The sequence below is a fragment of the Leisingera sp. SS27 genome (genome assembly GCF_028368855.1).
Taxonomy (GTDB): domain Bacteria; phylum Pseudomonadota; class Alphaproteobacteria; order Rhodobacterales; family Rhodobacteraceae; genus Leisingera.
In genome coordinates this window covers 140,824-160,853 of sequence record NZ_JAQNCY010000005.1, presented here as the reverse complement: position 1 = coordinate 160,853, position 20,030 = coordinate 140,824, and the positions used below count along the sequence as shown (strand labels likewise).

19 protein-coding genes and 3 pseudogenes are annotated in these 20,030 nt (G+C 58.4%); 19 read left to right on the top strand and 3 right to left on the bottom strand.

Features of this window, described 5'->3' with window-relative positions; all coding sequences use genetic code 11:
• Positions 1-53 precede the first annotated feature (53 nt).
• From N6L27_RS12790 to N6L27_RS12765, 8 genes and pseudogenes are all read left to right on the top strand, one after another.
• Positions 54-941: a MurR/RpiR family transcriptional regulator gene (locus tag N6L27_RS12790; protein WP_271907661.1), complete on the top strand. Its 888-nt coding sequence runs from the start codon at positions 54-56 to the stop codon at positions 939-941.
• A complete protein-coding gene (locus N6L27_RS12785) occupies positions 938-2,026 on the top strand; it encodes an aromatic ring-hydroxylating oxygenase subunit alpha (RefSeq protein ID WP_271907660.1) in 1,089 nt (362 codons plus the stop codon). The genes N6L27_RS12790 and N6L27_RS12785 overlap by 4 nt, the downstream gene beginning before the upstream one ends.
• Before the next feature lie 101 nt (positions 2,027-2,127).
• A complete protein-coding gene (locus N6L27_RS23260; protein WP_442915774.1) occupies positions 2,128-2,283 on the top strand; it encodes an aldehyde dehydrogenase family protein in 156 nt (51 codons plus the stop codon).
• A 101-nt stretch (positions 2,284-2,384) separates the two neighbouring features.
• A complete protein-coding gene (locus N6L27_RS23255; protein WP_334312497.1) occupies positions 2,385-2,504 on the top strand; it encodes an aldehyde dehydrogenase family protein in 120 nt (39 codons plus the stop codon).
• A gap of 98 nt (positions 2,505-2,602) precedes the next feature.
• Positions 2,603-3,432 (top strand): annotated as a pseudogene (locus N6L27_RS23250) (aldehyde dehydrogenase family protein).
• A 3-nt stretch (positions 3,433-3,435) separates the two neighbouring features.
• Positions 3,436-3,807: pseudogene (locus N6L27_RS12775) on the top strand (carboxymuconolactone decarboxylase family protein); the annotation flags it as partial.
• Between the two features lie 332 nt (positions 3,808-4,139).
• Positions 4,140-4,373, top strand: a complete 234-nt coding sequence (locus N6L27_RS12770; RefSeq protein WP_271907659.1) for a hypothetical protein — start codon at positions 4,140-4,142, stop codon at positions 4,371-4,373.
• Between the two features lie 494 nt (positions 4,374-4,867).
• Positions 4,868-5,776: a LysR family transcriptional regulator gene (locus N6L27_RS12765; RefSeq protein WP_271907658.1), complete on the top strand. Its 909-nt coding sequence runs from the start codon at positions 4,868-4,870 to the stop codon at positions 5,774-5,776.
• Between the two features lie 15 nt (positions 5,777-5,791).
• Here the strand turns inward: N6L27_RS12765 and N6L27_RS12760 are convergent, their stop codons facing one another.
• Positions 5,792-6,685, bottom strand: coding sequence for a LysR family transcriptional regulator (locus N6L27_RS12760; RefSeq protein ID WP_271907657.1), 894 nt, complete (start codon positions 6,683-6,685; stop codon positions 5,792-5,794).
• A gap of 186 nt (positions 6,686-6,871) precedes the next feature.
• Between N6L27_RS12760 and N6L27_RS12755 the strand changes: the two genes are divergently transcribed.
• From N6L27_RS12755 to N6L27_RS12745, 3 genes are read left to right on the top strand one after another with little or no spacing between them, the layout of a single operon-like run.
• Entirely contained in the window at positions 6,872-8,266 is a 1,395-nt protein-coding gene (locus tag N6L27_RS12755; protein WP_271907656.1) for an aspartate ammonia-lyase, read from the top strand.
• Positions 8,266-9,699: an amino acid racemase gene (locus N6L27_RS12750; RefSeq protein WP_271907655.1), complete on the top strand. Its 1,434-nt coding sequence runs from the start codon at positions 8,266-8,268 to the stop codon at positions 9,697-9,699. The genes N6L27_RS12755 and N6L27_RS12750 overlap by 1 nt, the downstream gene beginning before the upstream one ends.
• The gene (locus tag N6L27_RS12745) at positions 9,675-11,150 is read left to right on the top strand and encodes a dicarboxylate/amino acid:cation symporter (RefSeq protein WP_271907654.1); all 1,476 of its coding nucleotides are present in this window, start codon (positions 9,675-9,677) and stop codon (positions 11,148-11,150) included. The genes N6L27_RS12750 and N6L27_RS12745 overlap by 25 nt, the downstream gene beginning before the upstream one ends.
• Positions 11,151-11,398: 248 nt before the next feature.
• On the opposite strand, the pseudogene N6L27_RS12740 reads toward N6L27_RS12745, so the two are convergent.
• A pseudogene (locus N6L27_RS12740) lies at positions 11,399-11,921 on the bottom strand (transposase); the annotation flags it as partial.
• Positions 11,922-12,124: 203 nt separating this feature from the next.
• Between N6L27_RS12740 and N6L27_RS12735 the strand changes: the two are divergent.
• The 8 genes from N6L27_RS12735 to N6L27_RS12705 all read left to right on the top strand — a co-directional run bounded on the left by N6L27_RS12735 (position 12,125) and on the right by N6L27_RS12705 (position 19,375).
• Positions 12,125-13,018 (top strand): STAS domain-containing protein, encoded by an 894-nt coding sequence (locus tag N6L27_RS12735; RefSeq protein ID WP_271907653.1) that lies wholly within the window; start codon positions 12,125-12,127, stop codon positions 13,016-13,018.
• A 37-nt stretch (positions 13,019-13,055) separates the two neighbouring features.
• A complete protein-coding gene (locus N6L27_RS12730) occupies positions 13,056-13,376 on the top strand; it encodes an STAS domain-containing protein (RefSeq protein ID WP_271907652.1) in 321 nt (106 codons plus the stop codon).
• A gap of 11 nt (positions 13,377-13,387) precedes the next feature.
• Positions 13,388-13,789 (top strand): anti-sigma regulatory factor, encoded by a 402-nt coding sequence (locus N6L27_RS12725; RefSeq protein ID WP_271907651.1) that lies wholly within the window; start codon positions 13,388-13,390, stop codon positions 13,787-13,789.
• Positions 13,780-14,427 (top strand): SpoIIE family protein phosphatase, encoded by a 648-nt coding sequence (locus N6L27_RS23290; protein ID WP_442915773.1) that lies wholly within the window; start codon positions 13,780-13,782, stop codon positions 14,425-14,427. The genes N6L27_RS12725 and N6L27_RS23290 overlap by 10 nt, the downstream gene beginning before the upstream one ends.
• A 146-nt stretch (positions 14,428-14,573) precedes the next feature.
• A complete protein-coding gene (locus N6L27_RS12720; RefSeq protein ID WP_271907650.1) occupies positions 14,574-15,602 on the top strand; it encodes a sensor histidine kinase in 1,029 nt (342 codons plus the stop codon).
• Complete coding sequence (locus N6L27_RS12715) at positions 15,595-15,987, top strand: response regulator (RefSeq protein WP_271907649.1); 393 nt, start codon at positions 15,595-15,597, stop codon at positions 15,985-15,987. The genes N6L27_RS12720 and N6L27_RS12715 overlap by 8 nt, the downstream gene beginning before the upstream one ends.
• A 741-nt stretch (positions 15,988-16,728) precedes the next feature.
• A complete protein-coding gene (locus tag N6L27_RS12710) occupies positions 16,729-18,540 on the top strand; it encodes a calcium-binding protein (protein ID WP_271907648.1) in 1,812 nt (603 codons plus the stop codon).
• Positions 18,541-18,631: 91 nt separating this feature from the next.
• A complete protein-coding gene (locus N6L27_RS12705; RefSeq protein WP_271907647.1) occupies positions 18,632-19,375 on the top strand; it encodes a hypothetical protein in 744 nt (247 codons plus the stop codon).
• A 22-nt stretch (positions 19,376-19,397) separates the two neighbouring features.
• On the opposite strand, the gene maiA is transcribed toward N6L27_RS12705, so the two are convergent.
• On the bottom strand, positions 19,398-20,030 hold the full coding sequence (gene maiA, locus N6L27_RS12700) for a maleylacetoacetate isomerase (RefSeq protein ID WP_271907646.1): 633 nt from the start codon (positions 20,028-20,030) through the stop codon (positions 19,398-19,400).

Genomic DNA, 20,030 nt, shown 5'->3' with positions numbered 1-20,030 from the left:
GAGCCGCAAAACTTGTGGACAAGGCTAAGTGTATGATTGTACCACTGTCAATCATGAATGACACAAATGTATCAAACCAAGTCCTGGCGCGTCTTACCGAAGAGTGGGACGCCCTGACCCCCGAAGCACAGAAGGCCGCACGATATGTGCTCGAGAACCCCAATGACGTTGGGGTGTCTACGGTGCGCGAGATTGCCGAGGCGGCAAATGTCAAACCCAACACCTTTGTGCGGATGGCACGTCAGGTGGGATTCGAAGGATACGAGGATTTCCGCGCGCCCTTCCGCGAGGCGATCCGCAAGGGAGCGGTAAGCTTCCCCGACCGGGCGCGCTGGCTGCAGGACATCCGCAAGTCTGGCGATCTCGGCGGGCTCTATGCCGATATGGCCGAAGGAGCGATCCGCAACCTTGAAGAAACCTTTGCCGGAATCGATGCAGGCGCGCTGAAAAGCGCCGCCGAGGCGATCTGGGCCAGCCGGCAGGTCTTTACGCTGGGCGTCGGTGTGAACAACGCCAATGCGCGCAACTTCACCTACCTCGCCTCTACCGGGATGGTGCAGTTCCATGCGATCCCCCGCCCCGGATCAACGCCCACGGATGATCTGGCTTGGGCCGACAGCCGTGATGTCTTGATCGCCATGTCCATGCGCCCCTACCGAACCGAGGTCATGGCAGCCATCGAGGTCGCCCGCGAACAGGGCATGACGATCATTGGCCTGAGCGATAGCCCCGCCAGCCCGATCATCCGTGCCGCCGATCACGGCTTTGTCGTTGCCGCCGATACCCCGCAGTTCTTTCCGTCGTCGGTGTCGACCATTTCGGTTTTGGAAACCCTGCTGAGCTTCGTGATTGCTGTGGCGTCGGAGGAGATCGTGGAGCGGGTCGGGAAATTTCATGCCCGCCGCCATCAGCTTGGCATTTATTTGGAGGAACCGGAATGACGGATGAAACAGGCCCCGTCCGGTCATTGGACGCGCGCTATTACACCGATCCGCACGTCTTCGAGGTCGAAAAGACCGGGCTGCTGGCCCGCACCTGGCAATTCGCATGCCACGCCAGCCAGCTGGAGAACGCGGGCGACTACGTGGCCTTTGATCTGAGCGATGAAAGCCTGTTTTCGATCAAAGGCAGGGATGGTGAAATCCGCACTTTCTACAACGTCTGCCAGCATCGCGCGCATCAGCTTGTCAGCGGTGAAGGTAGCACCCGTGTCGTGGTCTGCCCCTATCACGCCTGGACCTATGAGCTGACCGGACGCTTGCGCGCCGCGCCCAACGCCAAATCGGTGCCCGGCCTTGATGCCGCCAGCATCTGCCTGACCGAAGTGCGGACAGAGGTGTTCCTGGGCTTCGTCTTCGTCAACCTCGACCCGGATGCCGGTCCGATGGACGAGTGGTTCCCGAATGCACGCGCCGAGCTGGAAGGCTTCGTGCCCAACTGGGCCGATCTGAAGCCGCTGGAATGGGTAAAGATCCCAGAGGCCTGCAACTGGAAGGTTTCGGTCGAGAATTACTCGGAATGCTACCACTGCGCTCTGAACCACCCGACCTTTGCCACCGGTGTGATCCGGCCGGAAACCTATGATATCCAGCCTCAGGGCTACTGCCTGCGCCACACGACAGAGAGCAATGACCTGAGCCAGATGAGTTATGGCATCGACAGCGGGTTTGCTAATAATGACAAGTATTCCAGTTGGTTCCTGTGGCCGATGTTCAGCTTTCAGGTCTATCCGGGCAACCTGCTGAACACCTATCACTGGCGCGCGGTGGACGCCGATCACGTGGTGGTCTGGCGCGGCTGGTATTCCGTCGGGGGCTATGATGATGAAACCGTCCGCCGTATGGCCCAGCAGGATCGCGCCACGACTGTCGAGGAAGACATCCACCTTGTCGAGTCGGTGCAGCGCGGCCTGAAATCTCGCGGCTACGTGCCGGGGCCTCTGGTGGTTGATCCCGGCTGCGGAGTGAACTCGGAACACTCTGTCATGCACCTGCAACGCTGGATGCGGGAGGCAGTGGATGGCTGATATGACCCCCCTACTGGCAGAATTTCATAGACGGTCGCTGGGTTGATGACGGTTCAGGACGGATCGACACCACCGACCCGGCGACAGCGGAAAAGATCGCCATGCAGGCCGCGCGGCGGCTGCACCTGCCTGGCGCGTTGACAGCCATGCGCCCGATCGAAAGGAGCCGGATGGTGCAGGCTATGGGCCGGTATATGCTTGAGCATGAGGACGAGGTCGCCCGCATCCTGACGCTGGAACAAGGCAAACCCTTGTAGGAATCTCACATCGAAGTGGAAGGCGCAGCGCTCTACTTCGAGTATTACGGCAATCAGGCCAGCACCGTCGAAGGCCGCTCAATCCCCTCAGTGCCAGTTACATGGACTGGACGGAATACGAACCCTGCGGGGTTTCGGCCCAGATCATCCCGTGGAATTATCCTGTCGAGATGACCGCGCGTTCGCTCTCGGCGGCGTTGGCCACGGCAATGCCTGTGTGATCAAGTCGCCCGAGATGACGCCGCTGACCGATATGTGGCTGGCCAGGGCAGCAGCGGCGGCGGGTTTTCCGGCTGCCGCGGTATTGTGATCTGCGGGCTTGGGGCGGGATGCAGGCGCGGCGCTCGCTGGGCATGCGCATGTCAATCAAATCGTCTTTACCGGCTCCGTTTCAACCGGCATCGCCATCGCGACAGCGGCAGCGCAAAACGTGGTGCCCTGCGTGCTTGAACTGGGCGGTAGGTCGGCCGCCATTGTGCACGGTGACGCCGATCCAGACGCCTTCGAGACCGACATCCGCTGGGGCATCTATTTCAATGCAGAGCAGGTATGTTCGGCCATGTTCCGCGTAATCGTGCACGAAAGCCGCTATGATAAACTTGTCGAGCGCGCCGCGGTCATCGCCAGATCCCTCTCTGTCGGCCCGGGCATCGACCGGCCTGATTTCGGCCCCAACATGGGGGCCATGGTCAGCGACAGCCAGCGCGAACGCGCACTCGGGATGATCACTCGCGCCAGCGAACAGGGCGCATGGGTCATTGTCGGCTTGCGGAAACCGTCCCGTCCCGGTGCGTTCTTAGAACCCACAGTGCTGGCGGGCGTCTCACCCGGCATTGAGATCGCGCAGCGGGACGTTTTTGGCCCGGTTCTCTCGGTCCTTCCTTTTCGCGGCGACGCGTATCCCATCGAGATCGCCAACGGAACAGACTACGGGCTTGTGGCGGGTGTTTTTCCGTCGATCTGGGTCGCGCCACCCGCGCCGCGAGGCACCTGCGTGCCGGTCTGGTGTTCGTGAACGAATGGTATGCAGGCGGTGCCGAAACGCCCTTCGGGGGCTATGGCAAATCCGGCTATGCCCGCGAAAAGGGACGCGAGGCGCTTTGGAACTACGTGCAGACCAAGAATATTACGATCCGACTGAAAGGCTAGCACCTGAGCACATTCGACGAAGACCTGTTCCTGAAAGGGCTGGGGCAGCGCAAGGCAACGCTTGTCGCCGAATATGTCGAGAAAAACCTCGCTGCGGCGGATGACTTCACCCGTCCCTTTCAGGAGGCGATGACTGCGTGGTGCTGGGGCTTTGGGTGGGGCGACGACGTGATCGACGCCAAGACCCGGTCGATGATGAACCAGTCGATGATCGGCGCGCTCGGCAAAATGCACGAATGGGAAACCCATTGCCGCGGCGTGCGGAATAATGGCGTCACCCAGGATGAAACCCGGGCGATCATCCACGTGATCGGTATCTACTGCGGGGTGCCACAGGACTTGGAGTGCTTTCGCGTGGCCCGGCGGGTCCTGAAAGGGGGCTATCAACGGAGATCGTCTGGGCAGGCCCGCGAAAGCATGAGGGCACTGCTCGGGCAGACGAGGATACTCCATTCAGCGGCATTCTCCAAACAACCACCTATTGGCTGCTCTTTGAAATATCCAGACATTTGTCCGCTTCGTAGCATCTAGCAATTAGGGCTCTTCCTGCACTTTCGTCGCGCCAGACGTGAATGTCCGATCCGCGAGAACAGTGCTGTCCTCCTGGCCGGGTTCGGATGCGGATGGGGTGGATTGAGTCTGCTCCCAACCGCTGCGCATTGCGGTAAACTGTGGAAGTCATCTTCTGACAGGAAAGGAGCCCCACCATGGAAATCACGACAGTAGGATTGGATCTGGGCAAGGATGTTTTTCAGGATTTCGGCATTGCCTCCGATGGCGCTGTTGTCTTCAATCGTTCGGTCCGGCGAAGAAAATTGCTTAAGTTGTTCGGGGCGCTGCCAAGTTGTTTGATCGGTATTGAAGCATGTGGATCAGCGCATCATTGTGCGCGTAAACTGATTGCTATCGGGCAAGATGTGCGCCTGATGCCTGCGGTCTAAGTCAAGCCATATGTGAAACGCGGAAAGACGGAAACTGTCGACGCGAAGGCGAATTGCGAGGCAGTCACTCGGCTGACGACGCGGCTTGTTGCCGTTAAGTCGAAAGAACAGCAAGCCCTGCTTACGATGCATCCGGTGCACCAGCTCATCGTCCGCCAGACAACCCAGATGCTGAACGTGATCCGCGGGCTCCTTCGGGAATTCGGCCAGGCACAGCCAGTTCGTCCGGCTTTTCCCGCTTCAGACGCTTGCGCTGCTTGATCCGCCTTTGGCTCTGCCATTTGTCAACATGACTTAGAGCCTTTGAGCGTTTCAAGGTTTTGTCTATTCGGCATGCGAAAATGTCCCGCGGTTGCACCGGTTGATTGTTCCGGGGTTTGGTCGAAGGGAACCTCGCCAAAGCTCAGCGAAAGTTTGCAACTGCGTTGCAAGGATTGCAACGCTACGCATCTTGCTTCGCCGCTACAATCTATTGAACCCTAAGGAGAGCAGGTATGGAAATTGATTGGCTGGAGGATTTCCTGGCTCTTTCCTCCGCAGGAGTCTTTGCTAAAGCCGCCAACGCCAGAAATATCAGCCAGTCAGCCTTCACGCGCAGGATCAAGAACCTGGAGCACTGGGCGGGGGCGGTCCTGTTTGATAGAAGCGTGCACCCGGTGGTTCTGACGGCGGCCGGAGAGGCTTTCCAGCCAACAGCCTATGAGACCATGAAAGCGCTTCGCCTGGCCCGGCAGGATCTGAAACAGCTCGTGCAGCGCGAGGGGGATGTCATCAGTATTTCCACATTGCACACACTCGCGATTTCCTTCATCCCAGCGTGGATAAAAAACGTATCCGCTGCCATAGGCCCGATCAACACCAAGTTTGCGGTTGAGAATTTCTCGGACTGCGTCGAAACGCTGATGGCCGGAACAACCGATTTCATGCTGTGTTATGATCATCCGTCCATTGCCTCAATGTCCAAGGATGACCGCTACCCGTCAATCAGGATCGCGGACGACAGGCTTGTGGCCGTGTCCGGCACCGACACTTCCGGCAACGCGCTCTACCGCTTCGATCAGGACGGTAAACTGCCGTTCCTGGCCTATTCCCCGGAGAGCTTTCTGGGGCGGATGAGCGAGATCTCCATCAAGCGGGCAGGGTTGGCAGAAAAACTGGAGATCCGCAGCGAAAACTCGGTGGCTGAAGCGCAGAAAGCAGCCTGTGCGGAGGGGCTGGGAGTGGCTTGGCTGCCCCGGATGACAATTCTGCCAATGCTTGATCAGGGCAAGCTTGTGCGCATCAGTGACGACCTTTCTGAACGCCGGATGTCCATCAAGCTGTACCGCTCAATTGAGAGAAGCCGCCCTTCCGTGGAGAGGTTTTGGACGCTGGCAAAAAGTGCTGCTTCTTCAGCGCGGTAAACTCTGCTGCAGCCCTCAAAGGTTTTGAGCCAGCATCCAGAAGCGTTCCAGTTCCGCTCTGGAACGTTCGATTGAACGGTAAAGCTTTATGTCAATGACGAGTTCGAATTCCGGCCGGCTGATTTTGTGCAGTGTTCCGACTTTCAGCTCCCGCGCCGCGGCCCCTTCGGGCAGGAAAGCAATTCCCAGCCCGGCGAGACAGGCGGATTTTAGCGCTTCAGCCACCGAGTTTTCATAGATGGGGTCCACTTTGCTGCTTAAGTTCCCCCGTTCCAGGCAAACCTGGGACACCCGGCCCAGAAAGGTGTCGGGGGAATAGGATAGTAGCGGCACCGGGTCATCGCCCTCCAAGCTGAACTTGGCGCGCCCGTCAGCACCGGCACTGCTGACGGCTATGATCCGGTCTTTGGCAATCGTCGAGGACGGGTACCGGTTTTCATCAGAAATCGTGGGGACGGCAGGATGGTGGTAGCACAGCATGAAGTCTGCGCTTCCGCACAGTATTGCCTCCGCGCAGCCAGAGAAGTTTTCCGCAACCAGCCTGGACTTGATGGGACCAAGGTGGCTGGACATGCGCATGAGCCACGCCGGAAAGAAGGAAATGGCCAGGGTATGAAGCGCGACGAAGTCCAGCACTGATGCTTCCTGGCGGGACAGGCCGCGTATATCGCTTTTGGATTGCTTCAGCGCCGCAACTGTGTCGATGGCGGTTTGCTTGAAAGCCCTGCCTGCCGCGGTGAGCTCAACAGGGTGCACGCTCCTGTCAAACAACGGAGTCCCTGTCCAGTTTTCCAGATTTTTGATCCGTCGCGTAAAGGCTGACTGGCTAATGTTCCGCGCATCCGCGGCGCGGGCAAACACACCTGCGGCCGAAAGGGCCAAAAAGTCTTCCAGCCAGTCGATCTCCACCTGTCTTCTCCATCTGAAAGTGGTCCCTGAACGGTAGGAACGGGTTGCAATGTTTGCAACATCCTTGCGCCGGTTGTCATGGTTACAAGGGAAGGGCGGCAGTAGGTTCTGGCCTGCACTTTAACGGTCTCCCGGCTCTGCGTTTCCAGTTGCTGGCTGCAAGACCGCAGAAAAAGGTCCCAAGTGATGAGCAAATACCGAACAGAGTCCGACAGTCTTGGCCCGGTGAAGATCCCGCAAGCCGCCGCTTGGGGCAGTCAGACCCAGCGGGCGCTGGAAAATTTCCCGATTACCGGGGTGTCAATCAGCCACTATCCGGAATTGATCACGGGCCTGGCCTCCGTCAAGAAGGCCTGTGCGCTGGCGAACCGGGATCTCGGCGCTGTGCCCGCCGGAAAGGCGGCTGCCATTGCCGGTATCTGCGATGAGATCATCAGCGGCCGTCATCACGACCACTTTGTTGTCGATGTCATGCAAGGCGGCGCTGGCACGTCGACTAATATGAACACCAACGAGGTCATTGCGAATCTTGCGCTGAAGAAGCTTGGTGCGGATTTTGGCACTTACGGCCGGCTTCATCCGAATGACGATGTGAACCGCTCGCAATCCACAAACGATGTTTATCCCACCGCAATCCGGCTTGCCGTCCTCTCACGGATCACCCCTCTCATTGAAGCGATGCACGGGCTGACCATTTCATTCGGCAACAAGGCATCCGAGTTTCAGCATATTATGAAAGTCGGGCGCACGCAGCTTCAGGATGCTGTGCCGATGCCGCTTGGCGCCGAGTTCCGGGGGTATGCCACGACGATAAATGAGGACGCTGACCGGCTCCGTGACCTTTCCCGTCTTCTGACAGAAGTGAACCTTGGGGGTACAGCTATCGGCACCGGCATCAATGCTCCTGCGAATTTCGGCGAAGCAGCTGTTGTGCACCTGCGTGAAATAACGGGCGAACCTCTTCAACTGGCCCCGGACCTGATCGAGGCCTCCTCTGATCTGGGCGCCTTTGTGATGTTTTCCAGCACGCTCAAGCGGGTTGGCATCAAACTGTCCAAGATTTGCAACGATTTGCGCCTCATGTCCTCGGGGCCGCGGGCAGGAATTGGCGAAATCATTTTGCCTGCAGTCCAGGCGGGGTCGTCGATTATGCCTGGAAAGGTGAACCCGGTCATTCCGGAAGTGGTTAATCAAGTTTGCTATCAGGCGATTGGTAATGATCTGACTGTCACCATGGCCGCCGAGGCAGGCCAGTTTCAGCTCAACGCGATGGAGCCTGTCATCATCCATAAGGTGCTGGAAACAATGGGTTCACTGACCAGTGCAATGAACGTGCTGCGGACCCGGTGCGTGGACGGCATCATCGCAGATGAGGAAAGATGCCAGTTTCTGCTGAGCAATAGTCTTGTGCAAGTAACTACGCTCGCCCCCGTAATCGGCTATGAAGCTGCGACCAAACTTGCAAAATATGCGCAGGCAAACGGTCTGTGTCTGCAGTCCGCTGCACTGCCGGCATTGCCGGAAGAATTGGCCGAGACAGCCCTGAAACATCTTCAGGGCAGGATACCGGAGAACGCCTGATGAACAGAAACCAGTCTCTCCGCCTGGGAATCGTTGGAGGCCTGGGCGCCCTCGCCGGGGCCGATCTGCTGAACAGAATTGTGCAGATGACCCCGGTCAGGTCGGAAGAGGATCACCGGGAGCTGATTTTCCATCAGAAGCCACTGCGCGAACCCGTGTCCCCCAAGGAGCCGGCCTACATCCCCACACACCGGAAGCTTTACGTATTTGATACGCTCTCCCGCATGCAGCGGGATGGATGCGATGCGGCTCTTCTCCCTTGTTTTGTCACGCATAGTTTCCTGCATGAGCTGGAAGAGGAGCTGGAGCTGAAGCTGATCAGCATGACCGGCGCAATCACAGCTGCCGTTGCCAAGCTGAAACCGCAACCGGAGAAGATTGGCGTTATCGCAACGCCTTATGTCAGGGAGAACGGCCTGTTCGATAACCTGTTCGGCGAAGATGTGCAGGTTGTCTATCCTGCCATTGATTTGGAAAGCGCCGTGATGGAGGCAGTCTATGGCGGCAACGGCTTCAAAACCGGCAACCGCAGGGATGAGGTGTTGCAACCTATCAACGCAGCCCTTGCCAGCCTTTCGAAACAGGGGGCGGCGGTTTTTGTGCCCGGGCTTTCCGAGTTGCCCCTGCTGCTTGATCAGCTTGACCTGCCGGAGGGGATGACAGCCATCGACACCGCAGCGGTTTATGCGGAACATGCGCTGAGGGAGACGCACCCGGGCCGCCGCCGCCGGTTCAAGGTCGGGGTGGTTGGCGGTGTCGGACCTGCGGCGACGGTGGATTTCCTTTCCAAACTGGTCAAGGGGACAGAGGCTGCCTGCGATCAGGATCACATCAAGGTGCTGGTCGAACAAAACCCGCAAATCCCTGACCGGACTGAAAACCTGGTGGGGTCAGGAACCGATCCGACAGTCGCCCTCTATTCCACCTGCAAGAAGCTGGAACGCGGCGGGGCCGATATTCTGGTCATCCCCTGCAACACCGCCCACGCCTATGTCGATCGTATCCAGCGCCATCTCGACGTTCCGATCATCAGCATTTTGTCAGCGGCCACGGACCACATAAGGGAGAATTCTCCCGGGACGCGCACGGTCGGGATACTCGGCACCGATGGCACAATTCGTAGCGGCTTGTATCAGCAGGCTCTTGAGGAGGCTGGCCTGAGTTATATTGTTCCCGATGAGCCGCATCAAAATTTGGTCATGGAAGCGATCTACGGCCCGGCCGGCGTCAAGGCAGGGCACACTGAGGGCCTCTGCAAGGAGCAGGTAACCCGGGCCTTTTCCCACCTGGTCACGCGCGGCGCCGAAGCGGTCATTCTCGGCTGCACGGAACTTCCTCTGCTTGTAACAGCGGGCGCCGGGGAACTGGGAGCGCTGGCCGTTGACCCGACCGATGTGCTGGCCCGCAAATGTGTGCACCTGGCAAAACCCTAGAGGAACCGGTTTCCTCTTGGAGGCTGAAAGGGCGTTGCAAAACTTGCAACGCCCTTTCCATGTTTGCGCGACGCTGCCCGTCACCGAACTGGTACCATGCTGCGACTGCCGGCAGCCCGATCCGTTCGGCTGCCATGGAAAGGGAGGTCCTTATGGCGAATACCAGTCAAAAAACAGGGTTTTTGGCACCTTGGAGAAACATGCTTCTGTGGAAGCAAATCGTAATCGCACTTGTACTTGGAGTGATTACAGGCGTTCTGCTGAACGCGACCGGCAACCAGGCAATTGCCGGAATGATCAAAAACATCGGGACCTTGTTCCTGTCGCTCATCAAAATGCTGATTGTCCCGCTGATCTTCGTGTCGCTCGTCTGCGGCATGACATCCGTCAGCGACATGGCGCGCATGGGGCGTATTGGCCTGAAATCGATCGTTTTCTATCTGGGCACCACCGCATTTGCGATCACGATCGGCCTGGCTTTGGGGTTGCTGATGCAACCCGGCGCGGGCATCGATCTGAGCGCCGCCGCCGCCATGGAACCCAAAACCTCACCGCCCTTCATTCAGCAGCTCATCGGGATCGTCCCGAAGAATCCGGTTGCCGCCGCAGCAGACGGAAACGTTCTGCAGATCATCTTTTTCGCGATCATGTTCGGCCTGGCCATTAACCTGGTTGGCGAGGCAGGCAAGCCGGTGCGGGAATTCTTTGAATCCCTGAATTCAGTTGTGCTCAAGCTGACAGAAATAGTGATCAGTTTCGCCCCTTACGGCGTGTTTGCACTGATGGCATGGGTCGCCGGAACCTACGGGCTTGATCTTCTGCTGCCTCTGGGCACCGTCATCGCTGCGCTTTACATCGGCTGTGTCCTGCACGCGCTGATTGTTTATGGCGGTCTTGTTTCGGTCTTTGCACGCCTGAACCCGGTCCGCTTCTTCCAAGGTATCATTGAGCCGCAGATCGTGGCCTTTACCAGCACATCCTCCTCGGGAACACTTCCTGTCACCATGACTGCCGTGCAGCAGAACCTTGGTGTGAACCGGTCAGTTGCAAGCTTCACGCTGCCGCTTGGCGCGACGATCAACATGGACGGCACCGCCATGTACCAGGGTGTTGCTGCTCTCTTTGTGGCGCAGGCCTTTGGAATTGAACTGGGCATGGCGGAATACGCCACGATCATTCTGACATCGACGCTTGCCTCCATCGGCACCGCTGGTGTTCCCGGGGCCGGGCTGGTCATGCTGTCGCTGGTTCTGACCTCCGTCGGTCTTCCTCTGGAAGGTGTTGCCATAGTTGCAGGCATTGACCGCATTCTCGACATGGCCCGCACCGCGCTCAATGTCACGGGCGACGCAGCCTGCACGGTGCTTATTGCGAAGTCTGAAGATCAAATTGATCTGGAAGCGTATGACACACCCCATGTGCTGAAAACTCCCGACGTTTCGCGGGCGTAACTTTTCAAGCACCTCACAGCGGCCGCACTGGAAGGGGTGGCCGTTGTTCTTTCTTTTATGGCGGCACTGACCTTTCAACCGTCCTCCTTGGCAGGTTGCAACCCGTGCCCATTGGCGTAGGTATGCCGTCGAGAACCAGCCGATGGCTGTCGAGTCCTTGCTGTGCTTTCCTGATTGTCCAGCTTTTTGTCTGCCATGCAGCAGGGGTTGACCGGCAACGCCGTGCAGGGTCAGGACACACTGAGTTTCACAGCCGGTAGATGACGGCTGCGGTTGCCACCGGACTGCCTGGCCAGTTCAATCATGTCCGCTACGAGCCGGTCACTCGTCATTGGGCTCGAACCAATGGCGCCTTCAATGGCTCGTTCTTCCTGGCCTTGCCGTTGACTCCTTTGTGTTGATCGATGCTGTCCCAGCACCCGGAAAATCCGGCGTTCCGGCACTTTCATCTCGCTGCGTATCAGCTCGATGCAGGCGCGGCGACGGGCGGGACTCAGAAGTTCCCCGTGCGGCTTCCTTCAGGATTAATTTGTCCAAGGTCACCTTTGAAACCGCTTTCCAAAGCCGCTCGTTCTCTTTCTGCAGCGGCTTGAGTTCCTTAAGCTGCTCGGTTCCCATCCCGCCATACTGCTTTCGCCAGCGATAATACGTCTGTTCGGTCATGCAAACCTCGCGGATCGCGTCCAGCCGATGCATTCCTTGCCCTGCAAGCACATCAACTTGCGGAAACTGCTGAACTATTTCCTTTGGTTTGTACCCCTTGTTCGCCATTCGCAGTCCTCCGTTTCCCAGAATAGCGGAGGGCTAGTTCAAGTGGGTATTCTAATGCCCCTGGTCTGCTCATGTGACAGAGTAAAGTCTGCCAAGTGATTGAATTTATGAAAAGTTATTGCTGCCAACCTGCCGCCTTTAGCTATTCGTTAAGCATATCGCCAGACTCTCTCTTGGCAGTTAGCCACGGTTGTGAGGGTCCTATGAACGAGGTCATTTCTTCGACAATACTGCCCCCCGAAAAGGGGCTGCAGGAAGTTTGGGGCTGGTTCGACGTCAGTCAGGACGACCGGGCCCGGGTTTCGAAGCTTCTGCCGCTGGCTGAGCAGAATATCGAAGCAATTCTGCAAGACTTCTATGCACGGGAAGGCGGCTATGACCGTCGCGGCGTTCGGGGGCACGCTTCCGGAATGCAGGTGGTGATGGAGGAGCAGAGGCGTCATCTTCTTGAACTTTACGATGCTGGTCTTGATCAGAAGTATTTTGATGGTCGCATGCTTGCTGGAATTTTCAATGAAGCTCACGGTGTCTCTCCAAGCCTTTATCTGAGCCTTTACACGTACTCCATCAACCGGATCTGCGATCTGATTCAGAATGAAACGAATGAGCCGGCAGAAGCCCTGGAAACTCAGCGGGCGCTGCGCAAGATGGCGGCCTGTCACCAGGCAATCACCATTGAGGCATTTTCAGCCGCGCGAACGGAAGCGATTGAACAGCGCGAACGGCAGATGAGTGAATTGCCGACACCGGCATTGCGCCTGCAGGAGGGGCTGTTGCTGGTGCCTGTGGTCGGAGTGCTGGACAGCCACCGGTCGCGCCTGCTGACAATGCAAATCCTCGATGCGATCCGGGATCAGGATGCCCGCGTCGTGGTGCTCGATATCACCGGGGTCGCGGCGGTGGACAGCATGGTAGCCAATCATCTGATCCAGACCATGACAGCAACCCGTCTGATGGGGGCGCAATCGGTGCTGACCGGTATCAGCGCAGAAGTGGCACAGGCGCTGGTCAAGATCGGTGTGACAGGCGATGCTCTGAACCCCGCTGGCGACTTGGAGCGCGGTGTCGCAACCGCTCGCAGGCTACTGGAGCGTTGAGGTGGGGCGGCGCGTTCCAATAATCAGTCAGGAAGACATGCTGATCGTGGCGGTTCAGGAAGAACTGTCAGACAGTGATATGCAGGAAATGCAGCACAGAATCCTGACCGAAGTGTCCCGCCGTGCGGCGTCCAAAGTTATTCTGGACGTCAGTCTTCTGGATGTCATCGACAGTTTCAGCACGAGGATGCTGAGTGATATCGCAGCATCTGTTTCCCTGCGCGGTGCGAGGATTGCAATTGTTGGCATCCGGCCGGAAATTGCCATGGCAATGGTGCTCCTTGGGCTCAACCTGGAGAGTGTTCCTACGGCGCTGAACCTGGACCACGGAATGGAAATCTTGCGGGACAGGTCATGAATGTGCCCGTGATGGAGCCTTCTGCCGTGCTGCAGCCAGTATCCTGCGACAGCGATGTCGTGGCAGCGCGCCAGCTGGCACGCAGGCTGGCTGTGGAGATCGGATTCAGCAGGCCTGATCAAGCCTTGATCGCAACTGCAGTTTCAGAACTTGCACGCAACATTGTGAAATATGCCGACGAAGGTGAGATCGAGCTGTGCACTATCGCCAGCGGTACTCGGTTCGGGATTAAGGTGGCAGCGCGGGACCGGGGGCCCGGGGTGGAAGATGTCGAGCTGGCTATGCAGGACGGGTATTCAACCGGGAACAGTCTCGGTCTGGGCCTGCCGGGCACACGGCGGATCGTTGATGATTTCGAGATCCGCTCAGAGCCTGGGCGCGGGCTCATTGTGACGGTGGCGAAATGGCGGTAAATGCAGCAGGCGGCAGTATTGCATTCGGCACAGGCAGATCCCGGATTGATTGGGCAGTAGCCCAGGCCTCCAAGGCGGGATGCACCGTTTGCGGCGACGGATATCTGCTCAGACGGGCAGGCGGAAGGCTGCTGGTTGCCTTGGCAGATGGCGTCGGCAGCGGCCCGCATGCACGGGACGCGGCAAACGCCTGTCTGGCGGAACTGGCAGCAGGACCTGTCGGAGGGATCGCGGAGTTGTTCACGGCCGCCCATGCGCGGTTGCAGGGCTCTCGGGGAGCGGCGCTGGCTGTGGCGCTGATCGACCCGGGTCACGAGACTGTCGAATGGGCCGCTGTTGGGGATGTGGAAGGTATAATCTGCCGGATGCAGACTGTCAGCACGGACAGCAGCGCGGTTATGCAGAAGGGAGGCACCTTGGGCGTGCATTTCCCTGGCATTTACTGTCAGTCGCAAAAATTTCCTAGGCAGCACGTTCTGATCCTTGCGTCTGACGGGATCTCCCGGCAATTCCGGAACGCGTTGCCCTTTATTCAAGTCCCGCCTCAAGAGTGGGCGTCATCTTGTCTAGATGAATTTGGCAGGGAAAATGATGACCGGACAATCCTGATTGCTGCTCACTGCGGGAGGGTGGAATGAGCAGTGTGGACGCCTCCCGCACGCAAGACGCCATGATGGCGGCGGCCCGCCGCTATTCCACTGCCATGGCTGCGTATATGGACAGCGGCGATGCCAGGCAGCTGGAGGCGGCATATGAAGCAGCCCGCCTTGCCCTGGCGGCCAATGTGACATTGTCCGACTTTGGGCTTTTCCATTTTTCGGGACTGAGGGAGCGCTTGCAGGCGCCGGGCGGATCGGGGCTGTGCCTTGACCGGGCAGAGGATTTCTTTCTGGAAGGGATGGCAGTTTATGACATGGCGCTGCGCGGGTACGTCAGCGGCACTGCCAAATTGAGAAAAGAAGTCGCGGAACGGCGCCGGGTTGAGGAAGAACTGCGCGACATCACCTTTGAACTGGCCCGCCAGAGGGATGAGTTGGATGCAGAGGTGCAGAAGAGGACAGCAGAGATTCAATTCCGCGCAGAGGAGTTGGAATGCAAAAACAGGCAGCTGATTCAAACCAATCAGGACCAGTCCAATTTCACATACGCACTGTCTCACGACCTGAAAACACCGATCAACACGATACATTGTTTTCTGGATGTTCTGCTGGAGGATTTTGAAGGCGAACTGCCGCCTGACGCGGCTGGAATCATCAGGGATCTTACCGGGACAGCGCAGAGGATGCGGCAGCTGGTGGACGATGTGCTGGATTACTCAAGGGTAGTCGGTCATCAGTTTACACCTGAAGCAGTGAACCTGCAGGAGATGGTGCAGCAAATCCTTCAGGACATTGACAGTCTGGTCGTTAGCGCTCAGGCCAAGATACACGTGGGCGAACTGCCTGTGATTATGGGAAGCCCCTTCCAAATCCGGGTTCTGCTGACCAACCTTCTGGCAAATGCGCTGAAATACAGGAAAGAGGGGCAGGCAGCTGAGGTCAGCGTCGGCTGCGGACCGGCAGAGTCATCAGGCCGGGTGCGCCTGTTTGTTGCCGATCGCGGGCCAGGTATTCCGGTGGAAATGCAGCAGCGTATCTTTGAATTGTTCAAACGCCTGCACCGGTACGAGCAGCACCCCGGTTCTGGCATCGGGCTGGCCCTGTGCAAGAGGGTGGCAGAGAACCACGGCACTGTGATCACGGTTGAGTCCGAAGCCGGACAGGGCTCATGCTTTAGTGCTGATTTGAAACTGCAGGAGAAAAAAAGTGAATAGATGCGGCGGCACTGCCTATGTCATTGACGATGACAGAATGGACCGGAAATTCGCGAAGCGCTCTCTTGGTAAATCGCAGCTGTTTGAAACAGTGGAGCTGTTCGAAGGGCCCGCGGCTGCAATGCAGCATATTGAGAACGTCGGGCGGCCTCCGGAGCTGATTTTCCTGGATATCAACATGCCGCCGGTCACCGGTTTCGAGTTCCTGGAACAATGCAGTGCACAGATAGAAAGCCTGGATCCGGTACCCGTTATTGTGATTGTCAGCACGACGGTCAATCCGGCTGACCTTGAACGAGCGGCCAAGTTCCCCTTGATCCGCAAGTTCCTTACCAAGCCCTTGTCTGAAGAACGGGTGACAGAAGCGGCAGCACTATTGAACTGAATGCGCCCCGCGCCTGGACATGCGCCGCAGTCGGCTGCAATGTGTTTGCTCGTTGCTTGGATTGTTGCTGTATGAACGAACTGGCTGCCGGAAATCCGGTGCTGGGCTGCTCAAACCTGTCAAAAGATTTGGGTTTCTGGACCCTGTCCTGGTAACTGGGAACAGTTGCGGCGCTGGAAAAGCCCGGTAAAAAGTCAATGCTGATGGCAAGTCTGACCGCCTCTGCCCAGTCCAGCCCGTAATGTTCTATAGTTGGCACGGATTGGAGTGCTATTGCCGTTCTGGCGGCATCAGCAGGTGTTTGGCATATGCTGGAGAATCCATCCTTCCAGCGGCGGGCCGAAGCAGTCAGTAGCAGAAACAAATGCCGAAAGGTTGCTGTTACGCTGTCGTGCAATACTTTGTGTGGTATCGCAGGGCCCGGAGCCAGGTGGTTGCCGGGGGCTGGAGGCGCATTCCGGAACGGCAGACCGGAAACTTGTTTGCTTGCATTGCCGCTTGCAGGTTGGCGCGGCCAAGTGGCGGGATTGCAGGGAAGTACGCTGGTGCCATTTTTGCATCTTTGGTCGGCAGTAAAAAAATCCTGCCGGCAATGGTCTGGAGATGGCGTGTAACTTGGGCTAGCGTGGCGAGGCATGGCGGGACACCTGCCTGCTCATTTTCCCAAAGCCAAAGGTCTGGTCAGCAGCGGGTTGCCCCGGGCCGTGATTGATACACCCGCGAAAACTTGATGAGGCCGCCATGGCGACGATCACCTTTTATGAGCCCTTTGATGTCGGTACGGAAATTCAGGCAGAATTTCTGGTGACAAGCAGCAGTATCATTTTTACAGGCGCAGACGGCTTTCGCGCAGAATACAGAGCTGCGGCAGGTTCGGCATTCCAGCTGATAGTTGGCCCGAATAACAGTTTCTCGATGACCGGCACAATTGAGTCCTACTATCAGTACCAGCCCTACAGCGTTACGGAGCTTACTTATTCTGTTACCGGCCTGTCACTTGATGCCAATACCGTCGTGGCGGACCCGAACATAACATCTGAGGAGTTTCTGCTGCTTTTCTATGGCGGTTCCGACACATTTTACGGTTCGGATTCGAGCGATACGATGAACGGCCTGTCCGGAGCCGACCTGATTTGGGGCTACAGCGGCGACGATACTCTCTATGGCGGCATCGGAGACGATACCCTGGCCGGGGGGGCTGGCAATGATGAAGTGATTGGTGGAGACGGATCTGACAGGCTAGAGGGCGGGGATGGCGCGGACACCTTGTTCGGCGGGGAAGGCGCTGATGTGCTTTCCGGCGGTTCGGGTAACGACAGAGTGTACGGTGGCGCAGGTGCAGACATTCTTGAAGGCGGTGCCGGCGCAGACGTAATGTCGGGCGGTGAAGATGCGGATACACTTTCCGGCAATGAAGGGAATGACTCGCTGCAAGCTGGCGGTGGTGCAGACTTCCTGCATGGCGGTACCGGTAGCGACACGCTGATAGGCGGTTCCGGCAACGACACGCTTCAGGGCGATGAAGACGCCGACACGCTGCTCGGCTACGACGGTGATGATCTTCTGCAGGGCGGTGCCGGAGCGGACTCTCTGGGTGGTGGCAGCGGAGCGGACGACCTGCGGGGCAGCAGTGGCGATGACGTGCTGGTGGGCGGTTCTGGCAGCGACACGCTGACAGGCGGTTCGGGCAACGACACGCTTCAGGGCAATGAAGATGCCGACACGCTGCTCGGCTACGATGGTGATGATCTTCTGCAGGGCGGTGCCGGAGCGGACTCTCTGGGTGGCGGCAGCGGAGCTGACGATCTGCGGGGCAGCAGTGGCGACGACGTGCTGGTGGGCGGTTCCGGCAGCGACACGCTCACAGGCGGATCCGGTAACGACACTCTGCAGGGCGGCGCGGACGCCGACACGCTGCTCGGCCACGACGGTGATGATCTTCTGCAGGGCGGTGCCGGAGCGGACTCTCTGGGTGGCGGCAGCGGAGCGGACGATCTGCGGGGCAACAGTGGCGACGACGTGCTGGTGGGCGGTTCCGGCAGTGACACGCTGACAGGCGGTTCCGGCAACGACACACTGCAGGGCGGCGCGGACTCCGACACGCTGCTCGGCTACGACGGTGATGATCTTCTGCAGGGCGGTGCCGGAGCGGACTCTCTGGGTGGCGGCCTCGGGTCCGATACTCTGACTGGCGGCGCGGATGCAGATGTTTTCGTCTTCAACAATTTCGATCACAGCCTGGCTGGCGACGGGCAGCGGGATGTGGTCACGGATTTCGACGGAGCTCAGGATCAGATCGACTTCAGTTCCCTCACCTTGAATGACGCATATATCGGCGTGTTTCTTGATGATGGCGGATTTGATCTGACACCGTCCAATGGAAGCACATTTTATGACATTTTCATCGACATCGATGATCATGCCGACGGTCTGCTTATTTTGGCATATGACAGCAGTGAGAACCTGCTCGACTTCGAAATCCTTCTTCTCGGAGTGACAGAACTGACATCAGATCACATTATCGGTCTTTCCGGTGGTCCCGCACCGATGTAGGAGGCGCTGTTTCCAGTGCGTCTTTTCAGGTCGGCAACCTAGTTTGCCAGCAATGGATTATGCTTGTGAAAGACAACGAATTGAGGGTTCAATGAGCGAAAAAAAGTATCATATGGCCAGGTCTGTGCCCTTGTTCGCTGCACTGTTTCTGGTGCCAGGACTGGCTGAAGCCGCTGCAGTGTCCAGCAGGCCAGTGCTGCAGAAAGGCGCCGCGCCATATTTGCACAAGGCGCAGGTCCGGGGAGCCCCGTCGGCTTCGAATTTCGGCGGGTCTGGCAATACTGGTGTCAGCGGGAGCGGCATTGGCGAAACGGGCGGTGATGCGGCAGAAGCGGATGGCGTCAGAAGCAGCAGCACGGCTGCAGCGTTCGGCCCGGCGTCTGTCACAAACTCGGTGACCAGCGCTGTGGTCGCGCAAATCAGTATCTCGTCGGCAGCCTGTGAAGCCGTTGGCACGGCTTACAGGACGGACTGTCTGGCCAAGGAACTGCAGGCATTGGTTAAGAAGCTGCCGGCTCACGGTGAATATGCCGCTGCGCGTGAGGCACTGGCCACCGCCTCGGCTCAGCTGGCCAGCCTGTCGCGGCAGAACCGTGACTACAGCCAGCCCCGGCTGCAGATCACTGTGCCATCAGACAGCGAGACCAAGCGCCGCCCGGTTGCGGCGGTGAAGCAGGAAACCGTGGCTGAAACCAACGCCAAGGCGCTGGCAATTCTGGAAGACACCACAACGGTTCTTTTGCGCTCGGCGGAGGGCAACAACGATGTGGCACTGCACTACCAGCGGATCGCCCAGGCGCTGAATTCCAGCAAGGTTCTGCTGCGCTCTTCGTGACGCGGAGGGCTGACCTGTCCGGTCAGCCCGGCTGCACGGGAAAGGCTGCGGCAAAGGCAGGGTGGGCGGCGCAGGCCGCCTCCACAGCTGAGACTCGCGGCAGGTCTGAAAAATCCGCTTCCCAGCGGCGGGCGTTGTAGAGCTGCGGCATTAGGCAGATGTCGGCCAGGCCAGGGGTGTCTCCGGTGCAATACAGCGTCTGGTTGAAGCCTTCCAACAGCCTTTCAAACGCCTGCAGGCCGGGGCGGATGAAATGCTGCATCCAGGCCTTGGGCATATCCGCCGCGCCGCCGCTGAGCGCGCTGGCGTGTTTGGCAACTTGCAGGTTGCAGACTGGATGCACGTCAACCGCGACGGAATGCGCCAGCGCCCGTGTTTTTGCACGCTGAGCGGGATCACTGGGCAGCAAGCCGAGACCCCGGGTTTCGTCCAGGTAATCGAGGATCGCCAAAGACTGGGTCAGGCGCAGCCCGTCAATTTCAAGCACCGGCACGAACCCTTGCGGATTGCGGGCCAGATGTTCCGGGCTCTTGTGTTCGCCCTTGACCAGATCAACCGGGACTGAGGCGTAGTCGATCCCGGCCAGGTTCAGCGCGATGCGCAGCCGGTAGCTGGCTGATGAGCGCCAGTAATCATAAAGGATGGTGCTGCCCAT

Excerpts from the sequence above, each read along its gene's own strand:
- N6L27_RS23255 (WP_334312497.1), top strand. The coding sequence starts at position 2,385 with ATGGACTGGACGGAATACGAACCCTGCGGGGTTTCGGCCCAGATCATC.
- N6L27_RS12735 (WP_271907653.1), top strand. The coding sequence starts at position 12,125 with ATGAACGAGGTCATTTCTTCGACAATACTGCCCCCCGAAAAGGGGCTG.
- N6L27_RS12770 (WP_271907659.1), top strand. The coding sequence starts at position 4,140 with ATGGAAATCACGACAGTAGGATTGGATCTGGGCAAGGATGTTTTTCAG.
- N6L27_RS12705 (WP_271907647.1), top strand. The coding sequence starts at position 18,632 with ATGAGCGAAAAAAAGTATCATATGGCCAGGTCTGTGCCCTTGTTCGCT.
- N6L27_RS12755 (WP_271907656.1), top strand. The coding sequence starts at position 6,872 with ATGAGCAAATACCGAACAGAGTCCGACAGTCTTGGCCCGGTGAAGATC.
- maiA (WP_271907646.1), bottom strand. The coding sequence starts at position 20,030 with ATGGGCAGCACCATCCTTTATGATTACTGGCGCTCATCAGCCAGCTAC.
- N6L27_RS12765 (WP_271907658.1), top strand. The coding sequence starts at position 4,868 with ATGGAAATTGATTGGCTGGAGGATTTCCTGGCTCTTTCCTCCGCAGGA.
- N6L27_RS23290 (WP_442915773.1), top strand. The coding sequence starts at position 13,780 with ATGGCGGTAAATGCAGCAGGCGGCAGTATTGCATTCGGCACAGGCAGA.
- N6L27_RS12790 (WP_271907661.1), top strand. The coding sequence starts at position 54 with ATGAATGACACAAATGTATCAAACCAAGTCCTGGCGCGTCTTACCGAA.
- N6L27_RS12710 (WP_271907648.1), top strand. The coding sequence starts at position 16,729 with ATGGCGACGATCACCTTTTATGAGCCCTTTGATGTCGGTACGGAAATT.
- N6L27_RS12785 (WP_271907660.1), top strand. The coding sequence starts at position 938 with ATGACGGATGAAACAGGCCCCGTCCGGTCATTGGACGCGCGCTATTAC.
- N6L27_RS12725 (WP_271907651.1), top strand. The coding sequence starts at position 13,388 with ATGGAGCCTTCTGCCGTGCTGCAGCCAGTATCCTGCGACAGCGATGTC.
- N6L27_RS23260 (WP_442915774.1), top strand. The coding sequence starts at position 2,128 with ATGCAGGCCGCGCGGCGGCTGCACCTGCCTGGCGCGTTGACAGCCATG.
- N6L27_RS12750 (WP_271907655.1), top strand. The coding sequence starts at position 8,266 with ATGAACAGAAACCAGTCTCTCCGCCTGGGAATCGTTGGAGGCCTGGGC.
- N6L27_RS12730 (WP_271907652.1), top strand. The coding sequence starts at position 13,056 with ATGCTGATCGTGGCGGTTCAGGAAGAACTGTCAGACAGTGATATGCAG.
- N6L27_RS12745 (WP_271907654.1), top strand. The coding sequence starts at position 9,675 with ATGTGTGCACCTGGCAAAACCCTAGAGGAACCGGTTTCCTCTTGGAGG.